Annotated in this window: 22 protein-coding genes; 8 read left to right on the top strand and 14 right to left on the bottom strand. The window is 54.9% G+C overall.

Annotated elements, in window-relative coordinates:
* Positions 1 to 348 precede the first annotated feature (348 nt).
* The gene (gene envR / locus MX657_RS20110; RefSeq protein ID WP_119916509.1) at positions 349 to 1,065 is read left to right on the top strand and encodes an acrEF/envCD operon transcriptional regulator; all 717 of its coding nucleotides are present in this window, start codon (positions 349 to 351) and stop codon (positions 1,063 to 1,065) included.
* Here envR and MX657_RS20105 read toward each other — a convergent pair.
* The 14 genes from MX657_RS20105 to MX657_RS20040 all read right to left on the bottom strand — a co-directional run bounded on the left by MX657_RS20105 (position 981) and on the right by MX657_RS20040 (position 13,911).
* Positions 981 to 3,062: a putative bifunctional diguanylate cyclase/phosphodiesterase gene (locus MX657_RS20105; RefSeq protein WP_346806562.1), complete on the bottom strand. Its 2,082-nt coding sequence runs from the start codon at positions 3,060 to 3,062 to the stop codon at positions 981 to 983. The two genes, envR and MX657_RS20105, sit on opposite strands and share 85 nt — an antisense overlap.
* 138 nt (positions 3,063 to 3,200) lie before the next feature.
* Positions 3,201 to 3,365: a DUF2556 family protein gene (locus tag MX657_RS20100; RefSeq protein ID WP_014885446.1), complete on the bottom strand. Its 165-nt coding sequence runs from the start codon at positions 3,363 to 3,365 to the stop codon at positions 3,201 to 3,203.
* Between the two features lie 179 nt (positions 3,366 to 3,544).
* Positions 3,545 to 3,841, bottom strand: coding sequence for a DNA-binding transcriptional regulator Fis (gene fis / locus MX657_RS20095; RefSeq protein WP_000462905.1), 297 nt, complete (start codon positions 3,839 to 3,841; stop codon positions 3,545 to 3,547).
* A 23-nt stretch (positions 3,842 to 3,864) separates the two neighbouring features.
* Positions 3,865 to 4,830, bottom strand: a complete 966-nt coding sequence (dusB, locus tag MX657_RS20090) for a tRNA dihydrouridine synthase DusB (RefSeq protein WP_008502861.1) — start codon at positions 4,828 to 4,830, stop codon at positions 3,865 to 3,867.
* A gap of 330 nt (positions 4,831 to 5,160) precedes the next feature.
* Positions 5,161 to 5,901, bottom strand: coding sequence for a carbonic anhydrase (locus tag MX657_RS20085; protein WP_265194986.1), 741 nt, complete (start codon positions 5,899 to 5,901; stop codon positions 5,161 to 5,163).
* Positions 5,902 to 6,039: 138 nt separating this feature from the next.
* Positions 6,040 to 6,921 (bottom strand): 50S ribosomal protein L11 methyltransferase, encoded by an 882-nt coding sequence (gene prmA, locus MX657_RS20080; RefSeq protein ID WP_252002206.1) that lies wholly within the window; start codon positions 6,919 to 6,921, stop codon positions 6,040 to 6,042.
* An 11-nt stretch (positions 6,922 to 6,932) separates the two neighbouring features.
* A complete protein-coding gene (gene panF / locus MX657_RS20075; RefSeq protein WP_119916507.1) occupies positions 6,933 to 8,384 on the bottom strand; it encodes a sodium/pantothenate symporter in 1,452 nt (483 codons plus the stop codon).
* Positions 8,374 to 8,616 carry a YhdT family protein gene (locus MX657_RS20070; RefSeq protein ID WP_006178860.1) on the bottom strand — a complete coding sequence of 81 codons (243 nt, stop codon included), beginning with the start codon at positions 8,614 to 8,616 and terminating at the stop codon, positions 8,374 to 8,376. The genes panF and MX657_RS20070 overlap by 11 nt, the downstream gene beginning before the upstream one ends.
* Positions 8,617 to 8,724: 108 nt before the next feature.
* Positions 8,725 to 10,074 (bottom strand): acetyl-CoA carboxylase biotin carboxylase subunit, encoded by a 1,350-nt coding sequence (accC, locus tag MX657_RS20065; RefSeq protein WP_003860388.1) that lies wholly within the window; start codon positions 10,072 to 10,074, stop codon positions 8,725 to 8,727.
* 10 nt (positions 10,075 to 10,084) lie between these two features.
* Positions 10,085 to 10,549 carry an acetyl-CoA carboxylase biotin carboxyl carrier protein gene (accB, locus tag MX657_RS20060; protein WP_008502856.1) on the bottom strand — a complete coding sequence of 155 codons (465 nt, stop codon included), beginning with the start codon at positions 10,547 to 10,549 and terminating at the stop codon, positions 10,085 to 10,087.
* A gap of 21 nt (positions 10,550 to 10,570) precedes the next feature.
* Positions 10,571 to 11,023 carry a type II 3-dehydroquinate dehydratase gene (gene aroQ, locus MX657_RS20055; protein ID WP_346806557.1) on the bottom strand — a complete coding sequence of 151 codons (453 nt, stop codon included), beginning with the start codon at positions 11,021 to 11,023 and terminating at the stop codon, positions 10,571 to 10,573.
* 234 nt (positions 11,024 to 11,257) lie between these two features.
* Entirely contained in the window at positions 11,258 to 11,857 is a 600-nt protein-coding gene (gene msrQ / locus MX657_RS20050) for a protein-methionine-sulfoxide reductase heme-binding subunit MsrQ (RefSeq protein ID WP_080328357.1), read from the bottom strand.
* Positions 11,858 to 12,859 (bottom strand): protein-methionine-sulfoxide reductase catalytic subunit MsrP, encoded by a 1,002-nt coding sequence (msrP, locus tag MX657_RS20045; RefSeq protein WP_346806555.1) that lies wholly within the window; start codon positions 12,857 to 12,859, stop codon positions 11,858 to 11,860.
* 77 nt (positions 12,860 to 12,936) lie between these two features.
* A complete protein-coding gene (locus tag MX657_RS20040) occupies positions 12,937 to 13,911 on the bottom strand; it encodes an MDR family oxidoreductase (RefSeq protein ID WP_080328355.1) in 975 nt (324 codons plus the stop codon).
* A gap of 183 nt (positions 13,912 to 14,094) precedes the next feature.
* Between MX657_RS20040 and csrD the strand changes: the two genes are divergently transcribed.
* The 7 genes from csrD (at position 14,095) to yhdP (ending at position 24,829) form a co-directional block, all read left to right on the top strand.
* Positions 14,095 to 16,035, top strand: a complete 1,941-nt coding sequence (gene csrD, locus MX657_RS20035; protein ID WP_346806553.1) for an RNase E specificity factor CsrD — start codon at positions 14,095 to 14,097, stop codon at positions 16,033 to 16,035.
* A gap of 282 nt (positions 16,036 to 16,317) precedes the next feature.
* Entirely contained in the window at positions 16,318 to 17,361 is a 1,044-nt protein-coding gene (mreB, locus tag MX657_RS20030; RefSeq protein WP_000913396.1) for a rod shape-determining protein MreB, read from the top strand.
* A 61-nt stretch (positions 17,362 to 17,422) separates the two neighbouring features.
* On the top strand, positions 17,423 to 18,439 hold the full coding sequence (mreC, locus tag MX657_RS20025) for a rod shape-determining protein MreC (protein ID WP_032650442.1): 1,017 nt from the start codon (positions 17,423 to 17,425) through the stop codon (positions 18,437 to 18,439).
* The gene (mreD, locus tag MX657_RS20020) at positions 18,439 to 18,927 is read left to right on the top strand and encodes a rod shape-determining protein MreD (RefSeq protein ID WP_014071997.1); all 489 of its coding nucleotides are present in this window, start codon (positions 18,439 to 18,441) and stop codon (positions 18,925 to 18,927) included. The genes mreC and mreD overlap by 1 nt, the downstream gene beginning before the upstream one ends.
* A gap of 9 nt (positions 18,928 to 18,936) precedes the next feature.
* Entirely contained in the window at positions 18,937 to 19,530 is a 594-nt protein-coding gene (locus MX657_RS20015; protein ID WP_346806551.1) for a Maf family protein, read from the top strand.
* Complete coding sequence (rng, locus tag MX657_RS20010; protein WP_008502847.1) at positions 19,520 to 20,989, top strand: ribonuclease G; 1,470 nt, start codon at positions 19,520 to 19,522, stop codon at positions 20,987 to 20,989. Before MX657_RS20015 ends, rng begins: the two co-directional genes overlap by 11 nt.
* Before the next feature lie 42 nt (positions 20,990 to 21,031).
* Entirely contained in the window at positions 21,032 to 24,829 is a 3,798-nt protein-coding gene (yhdP, locus tag MX657_RS20005; RefSeq protein ID WP_346806549.1) for an AsmA2 domain-containing protein YhdP, read from the top strand.
* Position 24,830 lies beyond the last annotated feature (1 nt).

Raw genomic sequence — 24,830 nt, 5'->3', positions numbered from 1 at the left:
CGTAGATCGGTAGTTGGGGCAGGGAAAAAAATAAAATGTAGCTGCGTATAATAATGAGGGTATTTAATGTTTTTTAATTTATAAGTGCGAATGACGAGGCCTGACGGGAAAATCAGAATCAGACCCGGATAAAATGCGGGTATACTTCTGTCAGACTAATAAGGTAAATAAGGTTTAATGCGTCTACATATTCATTCTGTGAATATAAATATCACTATGTATTTGCCTTGATTATAAATTAAGAAGATTGACTTTTTTTGTGCAAAATTAAAACGTGTTTTAGTGAATACTTTCGCACATCTTAACCCGGTGTCCCGTATCAACCTTGTGAGTAACGAGTAGCTGTCTATGGCACGTAAAAAGAAAGAAGAGGCTCAACAAACCCGACAGCAGTTGATTGAGGCGGCTATCGGGCAGTTTGCGACGCGAGGCGTAGCCAACACGACCCTGACGGATATCGCGGATGCTGCGAAGGTGACGCGCGGCGCAATCTACTGGCACTTTGCCAGTAAGGCCGAAATATTTAACGCTATCTGGGAACAGCAGTTACCGCTTCGGGATGTTATTCGCGACAGGCTTTCTCTTTCTGAAAACGATGACCCGTTGTTAATGCTTCGTGAGCAATTTATTACTGCATTGCAATATATTGCACGCGAGCCCCGTCAATGTGCGCTTCTGCAAATCCTGTATCATAAATGTGAATTTAATAGCGATATGATTTCCGAGGCTGAAATCAGAAAAAGGATTGGATTCAATTATGACTTTTTGCGCGTCACACTGGAGAAATGTATTTCCCGGAAAATCGTTGCGCCGCAGGTGAATGTTGAGCTGACGATGATTGTTTTCCACGGTTTTTTTAGCGGAATCATTAAAAACTGGTTAATGAATAGCGACAGTTTTAATCTTTATCAGCAGGCTCCCGCCCTGGTCGATAGTATTCTGGCGACACTCCCGGTCATGCGAGTATCGCCACATGATGATTACAGCTCAGCGCCAGGCAACATTTCGCCCCGGGCGCAAAGCGTGTCGATGGTCTGCGCGCTGACAGGCTTACCTAACAGATAGCCCTGAAGGGTATTACAGCCCAGCTCCGTCAAAAAGGTTTGCTGCGCTTCGGTTTCCACACCTTCAGCCACAACTTTCAGGTTCAGCGTTTTTGCGAGGGCCACAATCGCTGAGACAATGGTCGCATCCTCGCTTTCACCGCTTAATTCTTTCACAAATGCCCTGTCGATCTTCAGTTCACACGCCGGTAAACGCTTGAGATAGAGCAGGCTGGAATAGCCGGTACCAAAGTCATCAATGGAGGCTTTCACTCCTGCATCCGTCAGCTCTGTCAGCACCCGCACGCTTTCATCCGGGTTGCTCATTGCCGTGGTTTCCGTCACTTCCAGAATGAGCATTTCCGGCGGGACGTGATGAAGGGCAAGGCAGTCGAGAACCGTTTTCACCAGTGAGGGTTGTTCAAACTGCAATGTCGACAGGTTAACTGCCATAGACCAGTTATGATGTCCCTGAAGGTGCCATTCCCTCAGCTGACGACAGGCTTCGTTGATCACCCAGTTACCAATGGGGATGATGAGCCCGGTTTTTTCCGCCAGCGGCAGGAAAAGGTCTGGCGTCAGTAAGCCCTGTTTAGGGTGTTGCCAGCGCAGCAGTGCCTCAAAGCCGAGCAGAGGTCCCGCAGGCGCATGAAACTTTGGCTGATAAAGCAGGCGCAGTTCATTGCGATCGATGGCCATCCACAGATCGTTCATTAACTGAAGATGGGTCTGCGCCAGAGTATTCATGGAGGGCTGGAAGAAGTGATAGCCGTTTCGACCCATATGCTTGGTGTGGTACATCGCCGCATCGGCGTTAAACATCAGCTCACGTTCGCTTTTGCCGTCGTGAGGATACAGCGCGATGCCAATGCTGAGGGTCACTACCAGTTCATAGGGGTCGAGAGTGAACGGGTTATCTATCGCCCGCACCAGTGAATTTGCCAGCGAGGCCGCATCGTCCGGTCCTTCTCCCTCTGCCAGCAGAACAAACTCATCGCCGCCAATGCGTGCAAGGGTGAACTGGCCCTTCAGGAGATGCAGCAGACGCTGCGTAACGGCGACCAGTAGCCTGTCACCGACATCATGACCGTAGGCATCATTGATGGCTTTAAAACCGTCGAGATCCATGAACATCAGGGCAAAATGGGTGCCTTCACGATCGGCTTTGCTGATGGCCTGATCGAGTCTGTCTTCCAGCAGGATACGGTTGGGCAAGCGCGTCAGGGTATCCTGCAATGCCAGTTGAGCGAGTTCCCGGTTAGCTTCCGCAAGCGATGAGGCCAGAAGGGCGGTACGTGCCTGCAGGCGGGCATCCAGCATCGACACCAGCAGGGTGATCCCCAGGATAGAGAGCGCGACGACGCTGACCAGCACCGCCAGCCAGCTTCCGTTGATGCCCTGATGATGAACCATCGTGGACATCGGAAACTGTGCGGCTTTCATCCCGGCGTAGTGCATGCCGGCAATGGCAATCCCCATCGTGATGGCGGCCCCCATGCGCATCAGTACCACCTGCGCGGCTTCGTGACGCAGGCGAAACGTCAGCCACAATGCAGCAAGCGAAGCAGCGAGCGCAATCACGACAGACATGGCCACCCAGCCCTTGTCCCAGATAATCCCGGGCATCACTTCCAGCGCGGCCATACCCGTGTAATGCATCGCGACAATGCCGCTTCCCATCACCAGAGCGCCGGGCAGCAGGCGGCGCAAGCGCAACTGCTCGCAGCTGACGAGCCATAACGCAAACAGCGACGAACCGACGGCGATGACCATGGATAAAATCGTCAGGGTCGCGTTGTAGCTCATGCTCATGGACAGGTCCATCGCCAGCATGCCGATAAAGTGCATGGCCCACACGCCAATACCCATGGCAATACCGCCACCCGCCAGCCAGATGCGCGCTGCTGCACCCTGACTCCCGGCGACGCGTGCAGCCATATTCAGCGCGGTATAAGCCGCAAGAATGGCAACAACAAAGGAGAGGACGACAAGGACAGGGTTGTATTGGCTAACCAGCATGGACAGTTCTACTCGAGTGTGATGTTACGCAAGAGCGGTTGAGAAGGGCGAGACATTATCACCGTCAGGGAACGGCTCAAAGGGATTTAAATCCCCGTTTTTAGTGGGTAATAACGGGGTGGCAGCGACGTGGGGGAGTCAATCGAGTTCTGAACAGTTCACTAATTTCAGCGGATTGACGGAGTTCATATTGCGGCACTTGTCGGTTTCGGTGCTCATCAGTTCAATCCACTGCATCAGGAGGGCATCGAAAAGGAAAACGGAGATTGCAAAGACAACCAGCCACCAGTATTTACGAATCATTGTGTCATTCCGCGAGAAGAGAGCCACTGAAGTGGTGGAAATATACACGAAAAGCCGCGGTTTAAAAGCGGGATAAGGGAAGGTTTACAAAGCGTTGACGGTGACGGGAGCGGATAATAAAAAAGGCGCATCCCCATGCCAGGTAGCGCCTTTTTAAACAAGCATTTCGCTAATCGAAATCAGTTCATGCCGTATTTTTTCAGTTTCTTACGCAGAGTACCACGGTTGATACCCATCATCAGCGCAGCGCGGGTCTGGTTACCGCGGGTGTATTGCATCACCATGTCCAACAGTGGCTGTTCAACTTCAGCCAGTACCAGCTCATACAGGTCATTAACATCCTGACCGTTCAGTTGAGCAAAATAGTTCTTCAGTGCCTGTTTAACCGAGTCACGCAGGGGCTTTTGAGTTACCTGATCCTGAGAGTTAACGGTAGAAACGGTCAGTACGTCAGAATTTACGCGTTGTTCGAACATAGTTCTGTCAGCTCTTTATTTCATTACGCAAGATTTTCGAAGTATGCCTCCAACGCCTCCAGCTGTTCGCTGGCATCCTCAATGGCGTTGAATGTGCGCCGAAACTGGTCATCTGGAGCGTGCTCCTGGAGATACCAGGAGACGTGTTTACGCGCAATTCGGTACCCTTTTGCCTGACCGTAATGGTCATGCAGTTCCCGAACATGCGAACAAAGCAAGCGCTTTACCTCTGCCAGTGGCAGCGGGGCAAGCAGCTCCCCAGTGTCCAGATAATGCTGGATTTCCCGGAAGATCCAGGGTCTTCCCTGAGCTGCACGTCCTATCATCAGAGCATCAGCTCCCGTATAGTCGAGTACAGCCCTGGCTTTAAGCGGGTCAGTTATGTCGCCATTCGCGATAATCGGAATGGAAACCTTCTGCTTAACTGCCCGAATGCTGTCGTATTCAGCTTCACCATTGAACAAACAGGCGCGAGTGCGTCCATGGATGGTCAGGGCCTGAATGCCACAGTCTTCGGCCAGTTGGGCAATCTCTACACAGTTACGGTGTTCCGGCGACCAACCCGTGCGAATCTTTAACGTAACAGGAACGTCCACTGCGCTGACAACCGCCGTCAGGATAGCTTTCACCTGGTCGGGGTATTGCAGAAGGGCTGAACCTGCAAGCTTGCGATTCACCTTTTTGGCCGGGCAACCCATATTGATATCAATAATCTGGGCGCCACTTTCCACGTTAATACGCGCGGCATCTGCCATCTCTTCAGGGACGCTTCCGGCAATTTGCACGGTGCGAATACCTGGTTCATCAATGTGCACCATCCGAAGGCGGGATTTGTCGCTTTCCCAGACCTGCGGGTTAGACGACATCATCTCGGATACGGTTAAACCGGCTCCCATCTCATAGCACAGCGTCCTGAACGGCCGGTCGGTAATACCTGCCATTGGGGCTGCGATCAGGCGATTTCTAAGCTGGTGGTGTCCGATGCGCATGAGTTAAGAAATGACCATACTGTGACTGCAAGGCGGCGTATATTACGCATTTTTTGCACGAGATGAAAGGCCAAACTTTGAACAATCCACTGTTGTAGATCAAGGAATCGCCGCACAGTCTTTCTGTTTAAAATTATTCATTATTTAAATCATTGGGTTATGCGGTGATGGTTATTTTATGTGCGCTTACAATTTCCCGTAACTTCTCATCAATTCTGAATAAATGCGACACATGAGCGGGATAATCTGCTGTTTTTAGCAGCAGATTTCCCCACTTCTTTGCGATCTGCGTCGCATTTTAGAACATGATGTCAGGACAAAAAATAGTCGTTATTCGACGACAACACGACCATGAAGGGACTGTACCGGACGGTTATTATCGTGATGCATTGTGTGGGTGAATTTCTCGAGTTGCTCGGCAGACACTGTCAGAGGATGCTTAAGCACAATCCAGGTCACGCCTTCCGAACAGGGTGGCGTGGTCAGCGAGCCGCTAAAGCGCCAGTACGTTTTATCTTTCGGCAGCAACGTGTTCAGATTGAGATCCTGTTTGATGGAGACGTTCAGATCAGCCTGCTGAGGCATAACGCTCCACAGTTTATCAAGCTCACGGTTCTCTGCCCCTTTGTCGAACATGACCGCAACAACAACCAGCTCTCCCTTCGTATTTTTATGCACAAGGTGCATTTCCATCGCGTAATGCTTGCCATGCACGGTATTTTCGCTCGGTGCGTGGAAGTGGAACTGCTGTAACGTCCAGGTTTGCTTATCCAGCGTGATGGTGTCGCGGGTGTCAGTCTGTTCGCTTGCCTGAATGGTATGGCCATTGTTTGTCAGCGTCACAGGGCCATCAATGTAGTGCGTTTGCAGCGGGGAAAGGTGGGCGTTAGCGGTCGAATCAATATCAATCGGAGACTGGTACATTCCGCTTTGACAGGTTTTGTATGTCTCATCCAGTTCTCCCCAGTGCTCCGGTGAACCTTCTCCTTTGTAGCTCCAGTGTGATGCGTTTGCTGATGCCGAGATGATGCCGAGCGCCAGCAGCGCTGCCTTGCTATAAACGTGTTTCATAATATTCTTCCTGTGAATTTTTATTATCCAAACCAAAATTTATCAATATGATTTGTGTGGTTATTTTACCGGAGGCAGGCAAAGGGCGGGAGGAATATTAGAGGGGAGGAGGCGTGGTCAGAGGACCACGCCAAATACTTATTTTTTACGACCGGTAATACGGCACCACTCTTCTTTCTCTACAACCGGGTCGAGAGCGAAAAGGTCGGCGTAGGCTTCGCAAACGCTCTCCGCCTGGCTTGCCAGGATGCCGGAAAGCCCCAGCAGACCGCCCTCAACGGGCAGCACGCTGATTAATGGCGCAAGTTCACGCAGCGGGCCCGCGAGAATGTTTGCGACCACCACATCGGCTTTCATGGCTTCTGGCTGCGCATCCGGCAGATATAGCTCCAGACGATCGGAAACGCTGTTTCGCTCGGCATTATCGCGGCTGGCCTGAATGGCCTGCGGATCGATATCGATCCCGATGGCTTTCGCCGCGCCCAGTTTCAGGGCGGCAATTGCGAGGATCCCGGAGCCGCATCCGAAGTCGATCACCGTTTTACCTTCCAGATCCAGACCGTCCAGCCACTGCAGGCACAGAGAGGTGGTTGGGTGGGTGCCGGTGCCAAACGCCAGGCCTGGGTCAAGCATTACGTTGACGGCATTTTCATCCGGTACATCGCGCCAGCTAGGACAAATCCACAGACGTTTGCCGAACTGCATCGGGTGGAAATTATCCATCCACTCGCGTTCCCAGTCCTTGTCTTCCAGCTGCTCGATTTTGTGCACAAAACCTGCGCCCAGCAGGGGATGGTTTTCCAGAATAGCGACGACCTCTTTCATGTCGGTTTCGGCATCAAACAGACCGATAACGTCAGTGTCACCCCACAGGCGCGTTTCGCCCGGCAGCGGCTCAAACACCGGCGTGTCATGCGTGTCCTGGAAGGTAATGGAGACAGAGCCGGCCTCCATCAGCGCATCGCTCAGCTCTTCGGCGTTCGCGCCGGTTGTGTTCAGTTTTAGTTGGATCCACGGCATGGCAAAACTCTTTATTTATCAGTAGAAATCATAGCGGTTTGTGGGGCGGGCTGGCCGAAACGGTTCCCCACCACAAATGCCAGTAAACTTAGCAGTAACGAAGGCACAATCGGATGGAAGCCCAGGTACTGGATTTTAAACGTTGCGAGCACAGCGTAAAGCACGCCGCCAACAATCATCGCGCTCAGCGCGCCAGCAGCATTGGCGCGTTCCCAATAGAGACCCAATACCAGCGGCCACAGGAAAACGGCTTCAAGGCCGCCAAACGCAAGAAGGTTCAGCCAGATGATCATCTCCGGCGGACGCCATGCGGCCAGCAGCAGCAGTGCCCCTAACACCAGGGTAATGACGGCTGACATCCGCTTCAGGCGTCGTTCATTTTCAACCTGCTCAGGGCGTAGATTCAGGTAGAGATCTTTAATGATCGTAGCGGAACTTTGCAGTAACTGGGCGTTAATGGTCGACATAATCGCCGCCATTGGCGCCGCGAGGAAAATCCCTGCGGCGAAGGGCGGCAGCACTTTGACCATCAGCGTCGGGATCACCAGATCCGGTACGGTAAGGTCAGGGATCACCGCACGTCCCAGCGCACCCGCCAGGTGCATACCAAACATCAGAACCGCGACCACTATCGTCCCGATAATGATCCCTTTGTGAACGGCTTTGCTGTCTTTATAGGAGATGCAGCGCACGGCGGTATGCGGCAGGCCAATCACCCCGAAGCAGACCAGCACCCAGAACGACGTCATAAACGTCGGAGAAAGGATGTCATCCGCGCCCTGCGGTGAAACCAGTTTCGGGTCAATCGCTTCCAGAGTTTCCACGGCATGACTGAGGCCGCCAGCCGCATGAACAATCCCCACCAGCAGAACGATCGTGCCAATGAGCATGACCATTCCCTGTAGCGTATCGTTCAGTACGCTGGCGCGGAACCCGCCAAACGCGGTGTATAGCGCAATGCTTACCCCGAAGATGAGCAAGCCTGTCTCGTAGGGGATCCCGGCCGCCGTTTCCAGCAGGCGAGCCCCACCGATAAACTGTACCGTCATCGCGCCAATAAAGGCCACCAGCAGGCTTAAGCTCGCCAGCCACACCAGCAAGCGACTGCGGTAGCGGGCAAACAGCATATCGTTGAGCGTGACGGCGTTATAGCGGCGCGCCAGGATGGCAAATTTCTTACCCAGAATACCGAGCGAGAGCCAGACGGCGGGTAGCTGGATCATGGCCAGCAATACCCAGCCTAACCCGTACTTGTAGGCCGCACCTGGGCCGCCAATAAACGAGCTGGCGCTGATATAGGTGGCGGTCAGCGTCATCGCCAGTACAACGCCGCCCATCGACCGGCTGCCGAGGAAATACTCATTCAGGAAAGCGCCGGTCGCCCTTTTACGCATGGCATAAATGGACAAACCAAACACGATCAGCAGGTATGCGACAAGCGGCAGAATGACTTCAAGCTGCATCATCGTCCTCCAGCGGAATATCGCGATAGATGAATTTCACCATTGCCCAGCACAGCAGAATAAACACCAGCGGTACCAGCAGGCAGGCCATTTCGAACCAGTGCGGCAGGCCGGTGATGCCAATAGCGGAGTCAGGTAAGTAAGCAGTTACTAACCATGCGGCAAGATAGAGAAGGGTCAGCCACAGCGCCCAGCGCGCTTCTTTATGGGCCTGAACAAAACGTTTGTCCATTTTTTGTCCCTTGTGGATGCAGAAAGCGGGGATTGTACATGATGGGGCGTGGCGATCCCCAGAAATAAAAAAGGCCGGATTATCCGGCCTTTTCGCGTGAGAGCAGTCTTACTTCTCGTTAAGACCGAGTTTTTTCTCCAGGTAGTGGATGTTAGTTCCACCATTCTGGAAGTGCTCGTCGCTCATAATGCGCATCTGCAGATCAACGTTGGTTTTGATACCGTCGATGATCAGCTCCTGCAGGGCGTTCTTCATGCGGGCAATCGCCACATCACGGTTTTCGCCGTAGCAGATAAGCTTACCGATCATTGAGTCATAGTACGGCGGTACGGTGTATCCGGCGTAGATATGAGACTCCCAACGTACACCAAAGCCACCCGGCGCGTGGAAACGCGTGATTTTACCCGGGCTTGGCAGGAAGGTGTTCGGGTCTTCGGCGTTGATACGACACTCTACCGCATGGCCTTTCACCACAACTTCTTCCTGCTTGATGGACAGAGGCTGACCGGCTGCGATACGCAGCTGCTCTTTGATCAGGTCAACGCCAGTGATCATTTCGGTCACCGGGTGTTCAACCTGAATACGGGTGTTCATTTCAATGAAGTAGAACTCGCCGTTTTCGAACAGGAACTCAAAGGTACCCGCCCCGCGATAGCCGATATCGACGCACGCTTTGGCGCAACGCTCGCCGATGTAGCGACGCAGTTCCGGGGTAATGCCCGGCGCTGGCGCTTCTTCGACCACTTTCTGGTGACGACGCTGCATGGAGCAGTCACGTTCTGCCAGATAGATCGCATTACCCTGACCGTCAGCCAGCACCTGAATTTCGATGTGACGTGGGTTTTCCAGGTATTTTTCCATGTACACCATGTCATTGCTGAAAGCGGCTTTCGCTTCTGCTTTGGTCATGGAGATGGACTGCGCCAGTTCAGCATCGCTGCGCACAACGCGCATACCGCGACCGCCGCCGCCGCCGGACGCCTTGATGATAACCGGGTAGCCAATGCGTTTAGCATGAGCACGGTTAGCATCCATGTCGTCGGTCAGAGGGCCGTCAGAGCCTGGTACGGTTGGTACACCGGCTTTTTTCATCGCGGTGATAGCAGACACTTTGTCGCCCATCAGGCGGATGGTGTCAGCTTTCGGACCGATGAAGATAAAGCCTGAGCGTTCAACCTGCTCAGCAAAGTTGGCGTTCTCAGAGAGGAAACCATAACCCGGATGAATTGCCACCGCGCCGGTGATTTCAGCGGCGCTGATGATAGCCGGGATGTTCAGATAGCTTTTTACGGACGGAGCCGGGCCAATACAGACCGTCTCATCCGCCAGCAATACGTGTTTTAAATCGCGATCCGCGCTTGAGTGCACGGCCACGGTCTTGATGCCCAGTTCTTTACAGGCACGAAGAATACGCAGTGCAATCTCGCCACGGTTGGCGATAACAATTTTATCCAGCATGTTCGCCTCGTTACTCGATGACGACCAGCGGCTCGTCAAATTCAACCGGCTGACCACTTTCGACCAGAATCGCTTTCACAGTACCTGACTTGTCAGCTTCGATCTGGTTCATCATTTTCATCGCTTCAACGATGCACAGGGTATCGCCTACGTTGACTTTCTGACCCACTTCGATGAACGCCTTCGCGTCCGGGCTCGGGGTGCGGTAGAAAGTACCAACCATTGGGGAACGTACGATGTGACCACTGATTTCTGCTGCAGCGGCAGGTGCGGCTTCAGCTGCTGCTGGCGCAACGGCTGCGGAAAGCGCAGGCTGCTGCACTGGCGCAGCGTAAGCTTGCTGCATTACCGGGAAGCTAGCGGCTGGGGCTGCACGGCTGATGCGTACAGACTCTTCGCCTTCAGAAATTTCCAGTTCGGAGATGCCTGATTCTTCAACCAGCTCGATCAGTTTTTTAATCTTACGAATATCCATGAGTGGGTTCCGTACTCTTGTTTAGTGTGATTGTGACAAGCGTTTTACCGCTGTCTGTAAAGCGTATGAATAGCCGTCTGCGCCCAGTCCGCAGATAACGCCAGCAGCGATATCCGACAGATACGAATGGTGGCGGAACGGCTCTCGGGCGTGCACATTACTCAGGTGGACCTCGATAAACGGGATACTCACCGCGAGCAGTGCGTCGCGAATAGCAACACTGGTGTGCGTAAACGCGGCCGGATTGATCAGGATATAGTCCACAGTGTCTTTAGCCTGATGAATACGGTCGATGATTGCGTACTCCGCGTTTGACTGAAAATGGTCCAAATCCACATTCAGCGAGGCTGCTTCCGTGCTCAGATGGTTAACAATTTCGCTCAATGTCAGCGTGCCGTACTTCTCTGGCTCACGGGTTCCGAGCATGTTCAGGTTCGGTCCGTTTAAAACTAAGATATGGAACTTATCAGTCATTATGCCGCTATCTCCTGCGATCTTCGGGTAAAAAACAAAATATACCGTCGAAGCGCAAATGTCACCTTTTCAGAGGCCTAAAACCGCTGTCGGGCGAACCAAGGTCGCACATTATAACGATTTCGTAGCATTTGGCAGCTAAATACTGGTCTTATCAGGGAAGATTATCAACCGCAATCCAAAAAAGATTTGCGGTTGAGAGGTAATCTGCGGGAAAACGCACAGTTTCGCGAACTATCGCAACCACTGGCGGAACTTCTTATAACGCCATGCTAAAAGCGCCACGGCTGCCAGCGCATAGAGGACCGGCTGCGGAGAGAGGATCTTCACCGACCACAGATAATGAATGGGGGTGAGGATCGCGACAAGATAGACGAAGTTGTGCAGCAACTGCCAGCGACGACCCAGCTTGCGCTGCGCATATTGCGTGGATGTCAGCGCTAACGCCAGTAAAACTACCCAGCTCACGATACCCAGCGTCAGATAAGGTCTGGTCACCAGTTCGCGTCCAAGCAGCGCCAGATTGTTAATTCCCAGTTCCAGCAGGGCGTAGCTGGTAAGGTGCAGCGTCGCCCAGGCAAAACACCATAGCCCCAAAAGCCGACGGGTGCGTATCAATAATGGCTGTTTAGCGTAGCGCGCCAGCGGCGAGACGAGCAAGGTTGCCAGCAAAAATTTCAGAGCCATCCGACCCGTAAAATGCTGGATATCCTTTGCCGGATCGGCGCTAAAGAGCCCCTGACTGGCCGCCCAGAACAGCCAGAGAAAAGGAAGTATCCCGGCTAAATGCAGCAGCACTTTCAGCCAGGTTATCTGCTTTGCCGTTAAACGCACTCAGAAGTTCTCCCGTAAATTAAGGCCACGGTAAAGAGACGCCACTTCATCTGCATAGCCGTTAAACAGCAGCGTGGGCTGACGCTTCACGTCCAGCGCGCCGCCGGAGCTAATAAAGCGTTCCGTCGCCTGCGACCAGCGGGGATGATCCACATGCGGGTTCACATTGGCGAAGAAACCATATTCGTTCGGGGCCGCCAGGTTCCAGGTCGTTGGCGGACGCTCGCGGGTCAGCTTAATGCTGACGATAGATTTAATCCCTTTGAAGCCATATTTCCACGGCACGGTTAAACGGATGGGGGCACCGTTCTGCGGCGGGAGCGCTTTACCGTAAACGCCGACGGTCAGTAGGGTAAGGGGATGCATGGCTTCATCGAGACGCAACCCTTCGACGTACGGATACTCAAGCCCGCCGCCGATAAACCGGTCCTTCTGACCCGGCATCTCGTCCGGGGCGTAGCGCGTCTGGAAGGCGACGTATTTTGCATTGCTGGTGGGCTCAACCATCGCCAGTAGCTTATGCAGCGGGAAGCCTACCCAGGGCACCACCATCGACCACGCCTCTACACAGCGCATGCGATAGATACGCTCTTCGAGCGGGAAGCGGGTGGTCAGATCGTGGTGGTCCAGCGTCAACGGTTTCGCCACTTCGCCGTCGATTTTCAGCGTCCACGGATCGGTTTTCATGCTGCCGGCATTGGCGGCGGGATCGGCTTTATCCAGACCAAATTCGTAGAAGTTGTTGTAGCCGGTGACCTTATCTTCCGGCGTGAGCGCCAGCGTGTTTTGCCATTCGGCGGGTTTGGTAAAGGTAAGTGGGGCACCGGAAGGCGCCTTAGGGCGATCGTTGCCTTTAAACCAGTCGAGCAGGTCAGCGTGTGCTGCTGGAGAGAGCGTCAGTGCGGTGGCGCTGATGCCAAGCATTTTCAGGATCTGGCGGCGCTGTAACATAAAGACAGACTCAGACGTTACGTCGGCTTCCGTCAGTTTTCGGTTTTTCATGGCATCCTCCGTCATGCGTTTTTCTAAGCATGACGGAGGAGAAGGATTAGCGCGAATATGTCACGAAAATTTGAAGATTAGGCGATTTTCACCAGCGCACGGCCGTGGAACTGGTTATCCATAATCTTACTGGCATATTCCGGTGCCTGGCCGAGCGTAATCTCGGTGGCGCTCTGAGTATAGAATGATTCCGGCAGATCGCGCACCAGACGCTCCCACGCTTCTGCACGGCGAGCCGCAGGCGTCATCACGGAATCCACACCCTGCAGGCGGACGTTACGCAGAATAAATGGCATCACTGTCGTTGGCAGGGCAAATCCACCCGCCAGGCCGCAGGCTGCCACGCAGCCGCCGTAGTTCATTTGTGCCAGGATCTTTGCCAGCACTTTGTCTCCGACGGTATCCACCGCGCCTGCCCAGACCTGTTTTTCCAGCGGGCGGGTTTCAGCAAACTCATCGCGGCCAAGAATGCGGCTGGCACCGAGCTGGCGCAGGTAGTCATGCGTACTTTCACGGCCAGAAACCGCCGCAACCTGATAACCCAGCTTATGCAGCAGCGTGACTGCCGTGCTGCCCACGCCACCGCTGGCCCCGGTCACGACAATTTCACCTGACTCAGGACGAATGCCAGCATCTTCAAGGGCCATCACGCACAGCATGGCGGTAAAGCCTGCGGTGCCGACGATCATCGCTTTGCGGCCATCCATGCCTTTTGGCATCGGCACCAGCCAGTCACCCTTCACGCGAGCCTGTGTTGCCAGCCCGCCCCAGTGATTTTCACCCACGCCCCAGCCGGTGAGCAGCACCTGCTGGCCCGCATGGAAACGCGGATCTTCGCTGCTATGAACCCGGCCAGCAAAATCAATACCCGGCACCATAGGGAAATTTCGGATGATTTTACCCTTACCGGTAATAGCCAGCGCATCTTTATAATTTAAACTGGACCAGTCGATGTCGACGGTTACTTCGCCTTCCGGCAGTCGGCTCTCTTCTACGGCCTGTATTGAGGCAAGCGTTTTACCGTCCTGCTGTTCTAAGATCAAAGCCTGCATACGGGGGTCCTCACAACTCATATGATGGGAAAATACTTTCTGAAGACTATACTCGCTCAGGGTAAAGCAATGCCGATTTAACGCAATAAATTGCCAGATACGCCAGGTTTGGTAGTATGCCGCATTTGAAATGCAAGTTAGCGCTTACTCGCTACCCCATCAACCCACGGAGTAATCTCAAGGATGCGATTAACGACGAAGTTCTCGGCTTTTATCACTTTGCTGACGGGGCTTACCATCTTTGTCACGCTTCTTGGTTGCTCTCTGAGCTTTTATAACGCCATTCAGGACAAACTGGTCAACCGGGTGGAATCTGTTGCGTCGGTCATTGATACGCGTCTGCTGACTACGCCGCTCCCTGAGCTGTCCCGGGAACTGGATGAGCTGATGGTGCCGGTTGATATTATTCAGATCGACATTCAGCAGGGAAAGCATCAGGTGTTAAGCCATGAACGGCAGGGAAGTTATCGACCTGCGGGCGTGGTGAGCCAGTATCGTGAAGTGACGGTACACTCCCTCAAAAATCCGGGCATGACCATCCACATGGTCTACCTCGATCCGATGGCCAGCTATTTCCGTTCCATGATGACCACCGCGCCGCTCACCGTCGCTGTCGCATTCATTATTCTGCTGATTTTTCTCGCGGTCCGCTGGCTGCGCCGCCAGCTTTCAGGTCAGGAACTGCTGGAGATCCGCTCCGTACGTATCCTGAACGGTGAACGCGGCCCGCAGGTGCGCGGCTCGGTTCACGAATGGCCGTCCCGCGCCAGCAGCGCGCTGGATACGCTGCTCTCCGAAATCCAGTTTGCCAGCGACCAGCGCAGCCGTATGGATACGCTGATCCGCTCTTATGCCGCGCAGGATAATAAAACAGGCCTGAACAACCGCCTTTTCTTTGATAATCAGCTTGCCACACTGCTCGACGACCCGGAAAAAGTGGGCACCCACGGGGTGGTAATGATGGTCCGCCTGCCTGATTTCGATCTGCTGCGCGATACCTGGGGACAGCGCGCCGCGGAAGAAAATCTCTTTACGCTGATCAACCTGCTCTCCACCTTTATTATGCGCTACCCGGGCGCGCTGCTGGCCCGCTATCACCGCAGTGACTTTGCCGTGTTGCTGCCGCATCGCACGTTGAAGGAGTCAGAGAGCATCGCCAGCCAGCTGCTGAAGGCCGTCGATGCGCTGCCGCAGAGCAAAATGCTCGACAGAGACGATATGGTTCATATGGGGATCTGCGCCTGGCGCGGCGGGCAGTCGACAGAGCAGGTGATGGAGCATGCGGAAGCGGCCACCCGTAATGCCGTGCTGCAGGGGGCGAACGGTTGGGCGGTCTATGACGATTCGCTGCCGGAAAAAGGACGCGGAAACGTGCGCTGGCGTACTTTGATTGAGCAAATGCTGAGTCGCGGTGGACCACGTATTTATCAAAAGCCGGCGGTCCTGAAAAACGGTAACGTCCACCACCGCGAGCTGCTGTGCCGTATTTTTGACGGTACGGAAGAGGTTATTTCTGCGGAATATCTGCCGATGGTGCTGCAATTTGGGCTGTCCGAAGAGTATGACCGCCAGCAAATTACGCGGTTGATTCCGTTTTTATCCTTCTGGCCTGACGAAAATCTGGCATTACAGGTTACCGTGGAGTCGTTAATTCGCCCGCGTTTTCAGCGCTGGCTGCGGGATACCTTAATGCAATGCGAAAAATCGCAACGCAAGCGCATTATTTTTGAACTTGCTGAGGCGGATGTGGGTCAACACATCAGCCGGTTGCGTCCGGTGGTACGTTTGATCAACGCGCTCGGCGCGCGCGTAGCAGTGACGCAGGCAGGTTTAACACTGGTCAGTACCAACTGGATCAAGGAGCTGGATGTCGAGTTATTAAAATTACATCCGGGGCTGGTAAGGAATATTGAAAAGCGCACGGAAAATCAGCTGCTGGTACAGAGTCTGGTTGAAGCGTGCAAGGGAACGCGAACGCAAGTATTTGCCACGGGCGTGCGCTCCAGAGGCGAATGGCAGATGTTAACAGAGCGCGGCGTTATGGGCGGTCAGGGTGATTTTTTTGCCGCCTCTCAGCCGCTTGACACCAACGTGAAAAAATATTTGCAAAGATACTCTGTTTGACCTGCCGTTTACTTTGTTTTCACGTAGAATATCGCGCCTGTAGCTTTGAGTATGTCGAGCAAAAAGCCAGTGAACGACCTTTAACGGGTTACAAATGTTAGTGAGGGACACGACTGTTAACTCAGCCCTGAGGGAGTCAGGGGATGATTTTGTAACATCAGGAAACGTACTGCACAAATTTTCACCGTTGCAGATGATTTTTGCGCCTTGTCGCTGCTGCGTGTGGTTGGTAAAGTAAGCGGATTTTGTTTTCCGCCCCAGCTTTCAGGATTATCCCTTAGTATGTTGAAAAAATTTCGTGGCATGTTTTCCAATGACCTGTCCATTGACCTGGGTACCGCGAATACCCTTATTTATGTAAAAGGACAAGGCATCGTATTGAATGAGCCTTCTGTTGTGGCCATTCGTCAGGATCGCGCAGGCTCGCCAAAAAGCGTGGCCGCAGTGGGTCATGACGCGAAGCAGATGCTGGGTCGTACCCCTGGCAACATTGCCGCCATTCGCCCAATGAAAGACGGCGTTATCGCTGACTTCTTCGTGACTGAAAAAATGCTTCAGCACTTCATCAAGCAGGTCCACAGCAACAGCTTCATGCGCCCAAGCCCGCGTGTGCTGGTGTGTGTGCCGGTTGGCGCAACCCAGGTAGAACGTCGCGCGATTCGTGAATCCGCTCAGGGCGCAGGTGCGCGTGAAGTATTCCTGATTGAAGAGCCAATGGCTGCGGCTATCGGTGCAGGCCTGCCAGTTTCTGAAGCTACCGGCTCTATGGTGGTGGATATCGGTGGTGGTACCACTGAAGTGGCCGTTATCTCTCTGAACGGCGTGGTGTACTCCTCTTCCGTGCGTATCGGTGGTGACCGCTTCGACGAAGCGATCATTAACTACGTGCGCCGTAACTACGGCTCTCTGATCGGTGAAGCGACTGCAGAGCGCATCAAACACGAAATCGGCTCTGCGTATCCGGGCGATGAAGTGCGCGAGATCGAAGTGCGTGGCCGTAACCTGGCTGAAGGTGTTCCACGCGGCTTTACCCTGAACTCCAACGAAATTCTGGAAGCGCTGCAGGAACCGCTGACCGGCATCGTGAGCGCGGTGATGGTTGCGCTGGAACAGTGCCCGCCAGAACTGGCATCCGATATCTCCGAACGCGGTATGGTTCTGACCGGTGGTGGTGCGCTGCTGCGTAACCTCGACCGCCTGTTAATGGAAGAGACAGGTATTCCTGTCGTAGTTGCAGAAGATCCACTGACTTGCGTCGCCCGCGGTGGTGGCAAGGCGCTGGAAATGATCGACATGCACGGCGGCGACTTGTTCAGCGAAGAGTAGTCATTGTGAAAGGGTAGCGTATCGCTACCCTTTCTCTCTGACACGAGAATACGCATAGCCTATGAAGCCAATTTTTAGCCGTGGCCCATCGCTACAGTTTCGCCTCATTCTGGCGGTTCTGGTTGCGCTTGGCGTCATTATTGCCGATAGCCGCCTCGGTACGTTCAGCCAGATCCGAACGTACATGGATACCGCCGTCAGTCCTTTCTACTTTATATCAAATGGTCCCCGTGAACTGCTCGACTCCGTTTCTCAAACGCTGTCTTCACGAGACCAGCTCGAACTCGAAAACCGGGCATTACGCCAGGAACTGCTGCTGAAAAACAGCGAACTGCTGATGCTGGGGCAATATAAGCAGGAAAACGCGCGTCTGCGTGAACTGCTCGGCTCGCCGCTGCGTCAGGATGAGCAGAAGATGGTCACGCAGGTGATCTCCACCGTGAACGACCCTTACAGCGATCAGGTTGTGATCGACAAAGGCAGCGTGAACGGGGTGTATGAAGGTCAGCCCGTCATCAGCGATAAAGGCGTAGTAGGCCAGGTTGTCGCAGTGGCCAAACTGACCAGCCGCGTGCTGCTGATTTGCGATGCCACTCACGCGCTGCCGATCCAGGTTCTGCGTAACGACATCCGCGTGATTGCGGCCGGTAACGGCTGCACAGACGATCTGCAGCTGGAACATCTGCCTGCTAATACGGACATCCGCGTCGGTGACGTGCTGGTGACGTCCGGTCTGGGTGGACGCTTCCCGGAAGGCTACCCGGTTGCCGTGGTCTCGTCGGTGAAGCTGGATACTCAGCGTGCCTATACCGTAATTCAGGCGCGTCCAACCGCTGGTTTACAGCGTCTGCGCTATCTGCTGCTGCTCTGGGGAGCCGATCGTAACGGTGCAAACCCGATGACGCCTGAAGAGGTGCATCGCGTGGCGAATGAACGTCTGATGCAGATGATGCCGCAGGTTCTTCCGCCAGCGGACTCCATGGGGCCGCCAGCGCCAGTGCCCGCGCCGGCAACAGGATTAACGCAGCCGCTGCCTGATGCGCCGCCACCGCCTAAACTCTCTTCGGGAGGGCAGTAGTGGCAAGCTATCGTAGCCAGGGACGCTGGGTCATCTGGCTCTCATTCCTCATTGCACTGTTGCTGCAGATTATGCCCTGGCCGGATGACATTCTCGTTTTCCGGCCAAACTGGGTTCTGCTCATTTTACTTTACTGGATCCTTGCTCTGCCGCACCGCGTAAATGTCGGCACGGGATTTGTGATGGGTGCCATACTGGATCTCATTAGCGGTTCTACGCTTGGCGTACGCGCATTATCCATGAGCATTATCGCGTATCTTGTCGCACTTAAATTCCAGCTCTTCCGGAACCTTGCGCTCTGGCAACAGGCGCTGGTGGTGATGCTGTTGTCGCTTGCCGCGGATATCGTTGTTTTCTGGGCAGAGTTTTTAGTGATCAACGTCTCTTTCCGACCGGAAGTGTTCTGGAGTAGTGTAGTAAACGGTGTGCTCTGGCCATGGTTATTCCTGCTGATGCGTAAGGTTCGCCAGCAGTTTGCTGTGCAATAAAAGGTTTCTATGACGTCTTTGTATCTCGCTTCCGGCTCCCCGCGCCGTCAGGAGCTCCTGACGCAGTTAGGGGTCTCTTTTGAACGCATCGTGACCGGCATTGAAGAAAAACGTGCTGAGGGCGAAAGTGCTCAGCAGTACGTCTCTCGTCTGGCGCGCGAGAAAGCGCAGGCTGGCGTCGCCAGCGTGCCACGCGATCTCCCCGTGCTGGGGGCAGATACCATCGTTATTCTTAACGGTGAAGTGCTTGAGAAACCGCGCGACGCCGAACATGCGGAGCGCATGCTGCGCAAAATGTCCGGGCAAACGCATCAGGTGATGACTGCCGTCGCGCTGGCTGACAGCCAAAACGTGCTGGATTGCCTGGTGGTGACGGACGTGACGTTCAGAGTACTTACCGACGATGAGATCGCCGCTTACATTGCCAGCGGTGAACCGATGGATAAAGCAGGTGCATACGGTATTCAAGGGTTGGGTGGCTGTTTTGTCAGGAAGATTAATGGCAGCTATCACGCCGTAGTCGGCTTACCGCTGGTGGAAACGTATGAGTTGCTGAGCAATTTTAACTCACTGCGTGAGGGAAGGGATAATTATGACGGCTGAATTGTTGGTAAACGTAACGCCATCGGAAACCCGTGTGGCCTATATTGATGGTGGCATTCTTCAGGAAATTCATATTGAGCGTGAAGCGCGGCGCGGAATAGTAGGCAATATCTACAAAGGTCGTGTCAGTCGTGTACTGCCGGGTATGCAGGCGGCTTTTGTAGATATTGGACTGGATAAGGCGGCATTTTTACATGCCTCCGATATCATGCCGCACACCGAGTGCGTCGCGGGCGAAGAGCAAAAACAGTTTGCCGTGCGCGACATTTCCGAGCTGGTGCGTCAGGGCCAGGACTTAATGGTGCAGGTGGTGAAAGATCCCCTTGGCACCAAAGGTGCCCGTCTGACCACCGACATCACCTTACCTTCCCGCTATCTGGTCTTTATGCCCGGCGCGTCGCACGTGGGCGTTTCCCAACGTATTGAAAGCGAAAGCGAGCGCGAGCGTCTGAAGAAAGTGGTCAGCGCTTACTGCGATGAACAGGGCGGATTTATTATCCGTACCGCCGCGGAAGGGATCAGCGAAGAAGACCTGGCGTCAGATGCGGCATACCTGAAGCGCGTCTGGACCAAAGTGATGGAGCGTAAAAAACGCAACCAGACCCGCTACCAGCTGTATGGGGAGCTGGCGCTGGCGCAGCGCGTGCTGCGTGATTTTGCCGATGCGCAGCTCGACCGTATTCGCGTGGACTCTCGTCTGACGTATGAAGCGCTGCTGGAGTTTACCGCCGAGTACATCCCGGAAATGCCTGGCCTGCTGGAGCATTACACCGGGCGTCAGCCGATCTTCGATCTCTATGATGTCGAAAACGAGATCCAGCGAGCCCTGGAGCGTAAGGTTGAGCTGAAGTCTGGCGGGTATCTGATCATCGATCAGACCGAAGCGATGACCACCGTCGATATCAATACCGGCGCGTTTGTCGGCCATCGCAATCTGGATGACACCATCTTCAATACCAACATCGAAGCCACGCAGGCGATTGCGCGCCAGCTTCGTCTGCGCAACCTCGGCGGCATTATCATCATCGACTTCATCGATATGAGCAATGAAGACCATCGCCGCCGCGTGCTGCACTCGCTGGAGCAGGCGCTAAGTAAAGATCGCGTGAAAACCAGCATCAACGGTTTCTCACAGCTGGGCCTGGTGGAAATGACGCGCAAGCGTACCCGTGAAAGCGTTGAGCATGTGCTGTGTAATGAATGCCCAACCTGCCATGGACGCGGAACGGTAAAGACGGTTGAGACCGTCTGCTACGAAATTATGCGTGAAATCGTCCGTGTTCATCATGCCTACGACTCCGATCGTTTTCTGGTCTATGCTTCCCCTGCGGTGGCTGAAGCGCTGAAAGGCGAAGAGTCGCACGCGCTGGCGGAAGTGGAAATCTTTGTCGGCAAACAGGTAAAAGTACAAATTGAACCGCTCTATAACCAGGAGCAGTTCGACGTTGTGATGATGTAAGACGCAGTACGCTGCGTGACGAAAGCTGACAAGGAGAGATGCGTGAGGCGATTGCCGGGGATTTTATTGCTTGCAGGGGCAACGCTGGTCGTGATTGTCGCGTTGCTCGTGAGCGGGCTACGCCTCGTTTTGCCGCATCTGGACAGCTGGCGTCCACAGCTGTTGGCGAAAATCGAATCCACCACCGGCGTGCCGGTGGACGTAAGCCAGGTTAGCGCCAGCTGGCAGAACTTTGGCCCGACGCTCGATGTCCGTGACATCAACGCCAGCCTGAAAGATGGCGGTCATCTCAAAATCAAACGCGTAACCCTGGCGCTGGACGTCTGGCAAAGCCTGCTGCATCTGCGCTGGCAGTTTCGCGATCTCACCTTTTATCAACTTCAGTTTCTGACCAATACGCCGCTGACGGGCGGTGATAACAATCAGGGCCTGGAAGCCAACCGCTTTAGCGATCTCTTCCTCCGTCAGTTCGATCATTTCGATCTACGCGACAGCGAAGTGAGCTTTATTACCCTTTCCGGCCAGCGCGCTGAACTGGCCATCCCACAGCTGACCTGGCTTAACGGCAAGGATCGACACCGCGCCGAGGGGCAGGTCAATCTTTCCAGCCTGAACGGCCAGCACGGCGTCATGCAGGTGCGCATGGATCTGCGGGACGATGACGGCCTGTTAAACAACGGCAAAGTCTGGCTGCAGGCCGACGATGTGGATGTGAAACCCTGGCTCGGCGACTGGCTGCAGCAAAACATGCAGCTGGAAACCGCTCGTTTCAGCCTCGAGGGCTGGATGACCCTGACGAAAGGGAAATTTGCCAGCGGCGATATCTGGCTGAAGCAGGGGGGCGCAAGCTGGAAGGGCGAAAAACAGCAGCATCAGCTTTCCGTCGATAACCTCACCGCGCACGTGACGCAGGAGAAAGAGGGCTGGCAGTTCGCCATCCCGGATACGCGCATCACGATGGACGGCAAGCCGTGGCCGCGCGGTGCGCTGACGCTGGCCTGGATGCCGGAACAGGACGTGGGCGGCGCAGCCAGTAAACGCAGCGACGAGCTGCGCATTCGCGCCAGCAACCTGGATCTGGCGGCCATTGAAGGCCTGCGCTCCATGGCGGCAAAGCTCTCTCCCGATCTCGGGGAAATCTGGCTGGCGACACAGCCGAGCGGAAAGATTGATTCTCTGGCGCTGGATATCCCGCTGCAGGCGACGGAAAAAACGCGTTTCCTGGCAACATGGAAAGATCTTGCCTGGAGGCAGTGGAAGATGCTGCCGGGCGCGGAGCATTTTAGCGGCAAGCTGGAAGGCAGCGTGGAGAACGGCAGGCTGACGGTCGATATGCACGATGCTAAAATGCCTTACGAGACGGTCTTCCGCGCGCCGCTGGAAATTGAACAGGGCAGCGCGGTGCTTAACTGGCTCCGTAACGATAAGGGCTTCCAGCTTGATGGTCGCCATATCGACGTCAAAGCCAAAGCGGTACGCGCGCGGGGAGACTTCCGCTATCTGCAACCGCAGGGTGACGAGCCGTGGTTGGGCATTCTGGCCGGGATCAGTACCGATGACGGCTCGCAGGCCTGGCGCTATTTCCCGGAAAACCTGATGGGGAAAGCGCTGGTCGACTATCTGAGCGGCGCGATTCAGGGCGGTCAGGCGGATAACGCCACGCTGGTCTACGGCGGTAACCCGCATCTTTTCCCGTACAAACATAATGAGGGGCAGTTCCAGGTGCTGGTGCCGCTGCACGACGCCACCTTCGCATTCCAGCCGGGCTGGCCCGCGCTGAAAAACCTGGATATCGAGCTTAACTTCCTCAACGACGGGTTGTGGATGAAGGCAGACAACGTTGCGCTGGGCGGCGTGACGGCCAGCAACCTGACGGCCAACATCCCGGACTACTCCAAAGAGAAGCTGCTGATTGATGCTGATATCAACGGCCCGGGCAACGCGGTGGGGCTGTACTTTGAGGATACGCCGCTGAAAGAGTCGCTGGCAGCAACGCTTCAGCAACTCCAGCTTGATGGCGATGTGAATGCTCGCTTACATCTTGATATCCCGCTGGACGGTGAAATGACCACCGCCAAAGGTGATGTCCGTCTGAAGAACAACAGCCTGTACGTTAAACCGCTTGATAGCACCCTGAAAAACCTCAGCGGACAGTTCAGCTTTGTGAATGGGAATTTGAAAAGTGAGCCGCTGACCGCCAGCTGGTTTAATCAGCCCGTGAATATCGACTTCTCGACAACCGAGGGGCAAAAGGCTTATCAGGTGGCCGTTAATCTGGACGGCAACTGGCAGCCAGCGCGCATGGACGTCCTGCCGAAGCCTGTCGCGTCCTCAGTGGACGGCGCGGTCGCCTGGCAGGGGAAAGTGGCAATAGACCTGCCGTACCACGCGGGTGCGCAGTATAAGGTCGACATCACGGGCGACCTGAAAAATCTTCAAAGCCAGCTGCCCGCACCGCTGGATAAACAGGCCGGCCAGGCACTGCCGGTGAAGCTGAACGTCGATGGCAACCTCAACAGCTTCGCGCTGACCGGAAGCGCGGGCGGGACGAACCACTTCAACAGCCGCTGGCTGCTTAACCGCAAGCTTACCCTCGACAAAGCTATCTGGACGACGGACAGTAAAACCACGCCGCCGTTGCCTGAGCATGCGGGCGTTGAGCTGAATCTCCCGCCGATGGACGGTGCGGAGTGGCTGGCGTTGTTCCAGAAAGGCGTTGGGCAAAACGTTGATGAGGCCGCCCAGTTCCCGCAGACCATTACCGTACGCACGCCGTCGCTGATGCTGGGCGGGCAACAGTGGAATAACCTGAGCATTGTCTCCCAGCCAACCGCTAACGGCTCAAAAGTGGAGGCCCAGGGCAGGGAGATCAACGGCTCGCTGACCATGCGCAATCACGCGCCGTGGCAGGCAGCGATCCGCTATCTCTACTACAACCCGGCCGCCGCGAGTAAAGATAAACCGGCGAATGCCTCGCCGCTGAGTAACACTTCCCGCGTCGATTTTAGCGGCTGGCCCGATCTCCAGCTGCGCTGCGCGGAGTGCTGGCTGTGGGGGCAAAAGTATGGCCGCATCGACGGTGATTTTGCCATCCAGGGGAATACGCTCAAGCTCTCCGGCGGATTGATCGATACCGGATTTGGCCGCATGACGGCGGGCGGGGAATGGGTAAATAACCCGGGCGAGCAGCGCACATCCCTGAAGGGCGACATTAAAGGCAACAAGCTGGATGCGGCGGCCAACTTCTTTGGCATCAGCACGCCGCTGCGCGGCTCCTCGTTTAACGTTAATTACGATCTTCACTGGCGTGCCGCGCCGTGGACGCCGGACGAAGCATCCCTGAACGGCATTCTGAAAACCCACTTTGGCAAAGGTGAAATCGCCGACGTCAGCACGGGGCGTGCCGGGCAGATCCTGCGCCTGTTGAGTTTTGATGCGCTGCTTCGCAAGCTGCGCTTCGATTTCAGCGACACCTTCAGCGAAGGTTTCTACTATGATTCCATCCGCAGTACGGCGTGGATCAAGGATGGGGTTATGCATACGGACGACACGCTGGTGGACGGCCTGGAAGCGGACATCGCCATGAAAGGCTCGGTCAACCTCGTGCGTCGTGAGCTGGATATGGAAGCCGTGGTGGCGCCGGAAATTTCCGCGAGCGTGGGCGTGGCGGCGGCCTTTGTGGTGAACCCGATTGTCGGTGCGGCGGTATTTGCCGCCAGTAAAGTGCTGGGGCCGCTGTGGAGTAAGGTCTCCATTCTGCGCTACCGCATTACCGGTCCGGTGGATAAACCGCAGATTAACGAGGTGCTGCGCCAGCCGCGCAAAGATGCTAAGCAATGAT

It is taken from the genome of Enterobacter chuandaensis (assembly GCF_039718975.1).
Lineage (GTDB): Bacteria > Pseudomonadota > Gammaproteobacteria > Enterobacterales > Enterobacteriaceae > Enterobacter > Enterobacter chuandaensis.
The sequence above is the reverse complement of the archived record's forward strand: the minus strand, read 5'-3'. Positions and strand labels throughout refer to the sequence as shown.

Coding starts and splice junctions, on each gene's coding strand:
- rng (WP_008502847.1), top strand. CDS start 19,520: ATGACGGCTGAATTGTTGGTAAACGTAACGCCATCGGAAACCCGTGTG.
- accC (WP_003860388.1), bottom strand. CDS start 10,074: ATGCTGGATAAAATTGTTATCGCCAACCGTGGCGAGATTGCACTGCGT.
- fis (WP_000462905.1), bottom strand. CDS start 3,841: ATGTTCGAACAACGCGTAAATTCTGACGTACTGACCGTTTCTACCGTT.
- aroQ (WP_346806557.1), bottom strand. CDS start 11,023: ATGACTGATAAGTTCCATATCTTAGTTTTAAACGGACCGAACCTGAAC.
- mreB (WP_000913396.1), top strand. CDS start 16,318: ATGTTGAAAAAATTTCGTGGCATGTTTTCCAATGACCTGTCCATTGAC.
- panF (WP_119916507.1), bottom strand. CDS start 8,384: ATGCAGCTTGAAGTCATTCTGCCGCTTGTCGCATACCTGCTGATCGTG.
- mreC (WP_032650442.1), top strand. CDS start 17,423: ATGAAGCCAATTTTTAGCCGTGGCCCATCGCTACAGTTTCGCCTCATT.
- MX657_RS20015 (WP_346806551.1), top strand. CDS start 18,937: ATGACGTCTTTGTATCTCGCTTCCGGCTCCCCGCGCCGTCAGGAGCTC.
- MX657_RS20085 (WP_265194986.1), bottom strand. CDS start 5,901: ATGAAACACGTTTATAGCAAGGCAGCGCTGCTGGCGCTCGGCATCATC.
- dusB (WP_008502861.1), bottom strand. CDS start 4,830: ATGCGCATCGGACACCACCAGCTTAGAAATCGCCTGATCGCAGCCCCA.
- MX657_RS20100 (WP_014885446.1), bottom strand. CDS start 3,365: ATGATTCGTAAATACTGGTGGCTGGTTGTCTTTGCAATCTCCGTTTTC.
- envR (WP_119916509.1), top strand. CDS start 349: ATGGCACGTAAAAAGAAAGAAGAGGCTCAACAAACCCGACAGCAGTTG.
- csrD (WP_346806553.1), top strand. CDS start 14,095: ATGCGATTAACGACGAAGTTCTCGGCTTTTATCACTTTGCTGACGGGG.
- MX657_RS20040 (WP_080328355.1), bottom strand. CDS start 13,911: ATGCAGGCTTTGATCTTAGAACAGCAGGACGGTAAAACGCTTGCCTCA.
- MX657_RS20070 (WP_006178860.1), bottom strand. CDS start 8,616: ATGGACAAACGTTTTGTTCAGGCCCATAAAGAAGCGCGCTGGGCGCTG.
- msrP (WP_346806555.1), bottom strand. CDS start 12,859: ATGAAAAACCGAAAACTGACGGAAGCCGACGTAACGTCTGAGTCTGTC.
- accB (WP_008502856.1), bottom strand. CDS start 10,549: ATGGATATTCGTAAGATTAAAAAACTGATCGAGCTGGTTGAAGAATCA.
- prmA (WP_252002206.1), bottom strand. CDS start 6,921: ATGCCGTGGATCCAACTAAAACTGAACACAACCGGCGCGAACGCCGAA.
- MX657_RS20105 (WP_346806562.1), bottom strand. CDS start 3,062: ATGCTGGTTAGCCAATACAACCCTGTCCTTGTCGTCCTCTCCTTTGTT.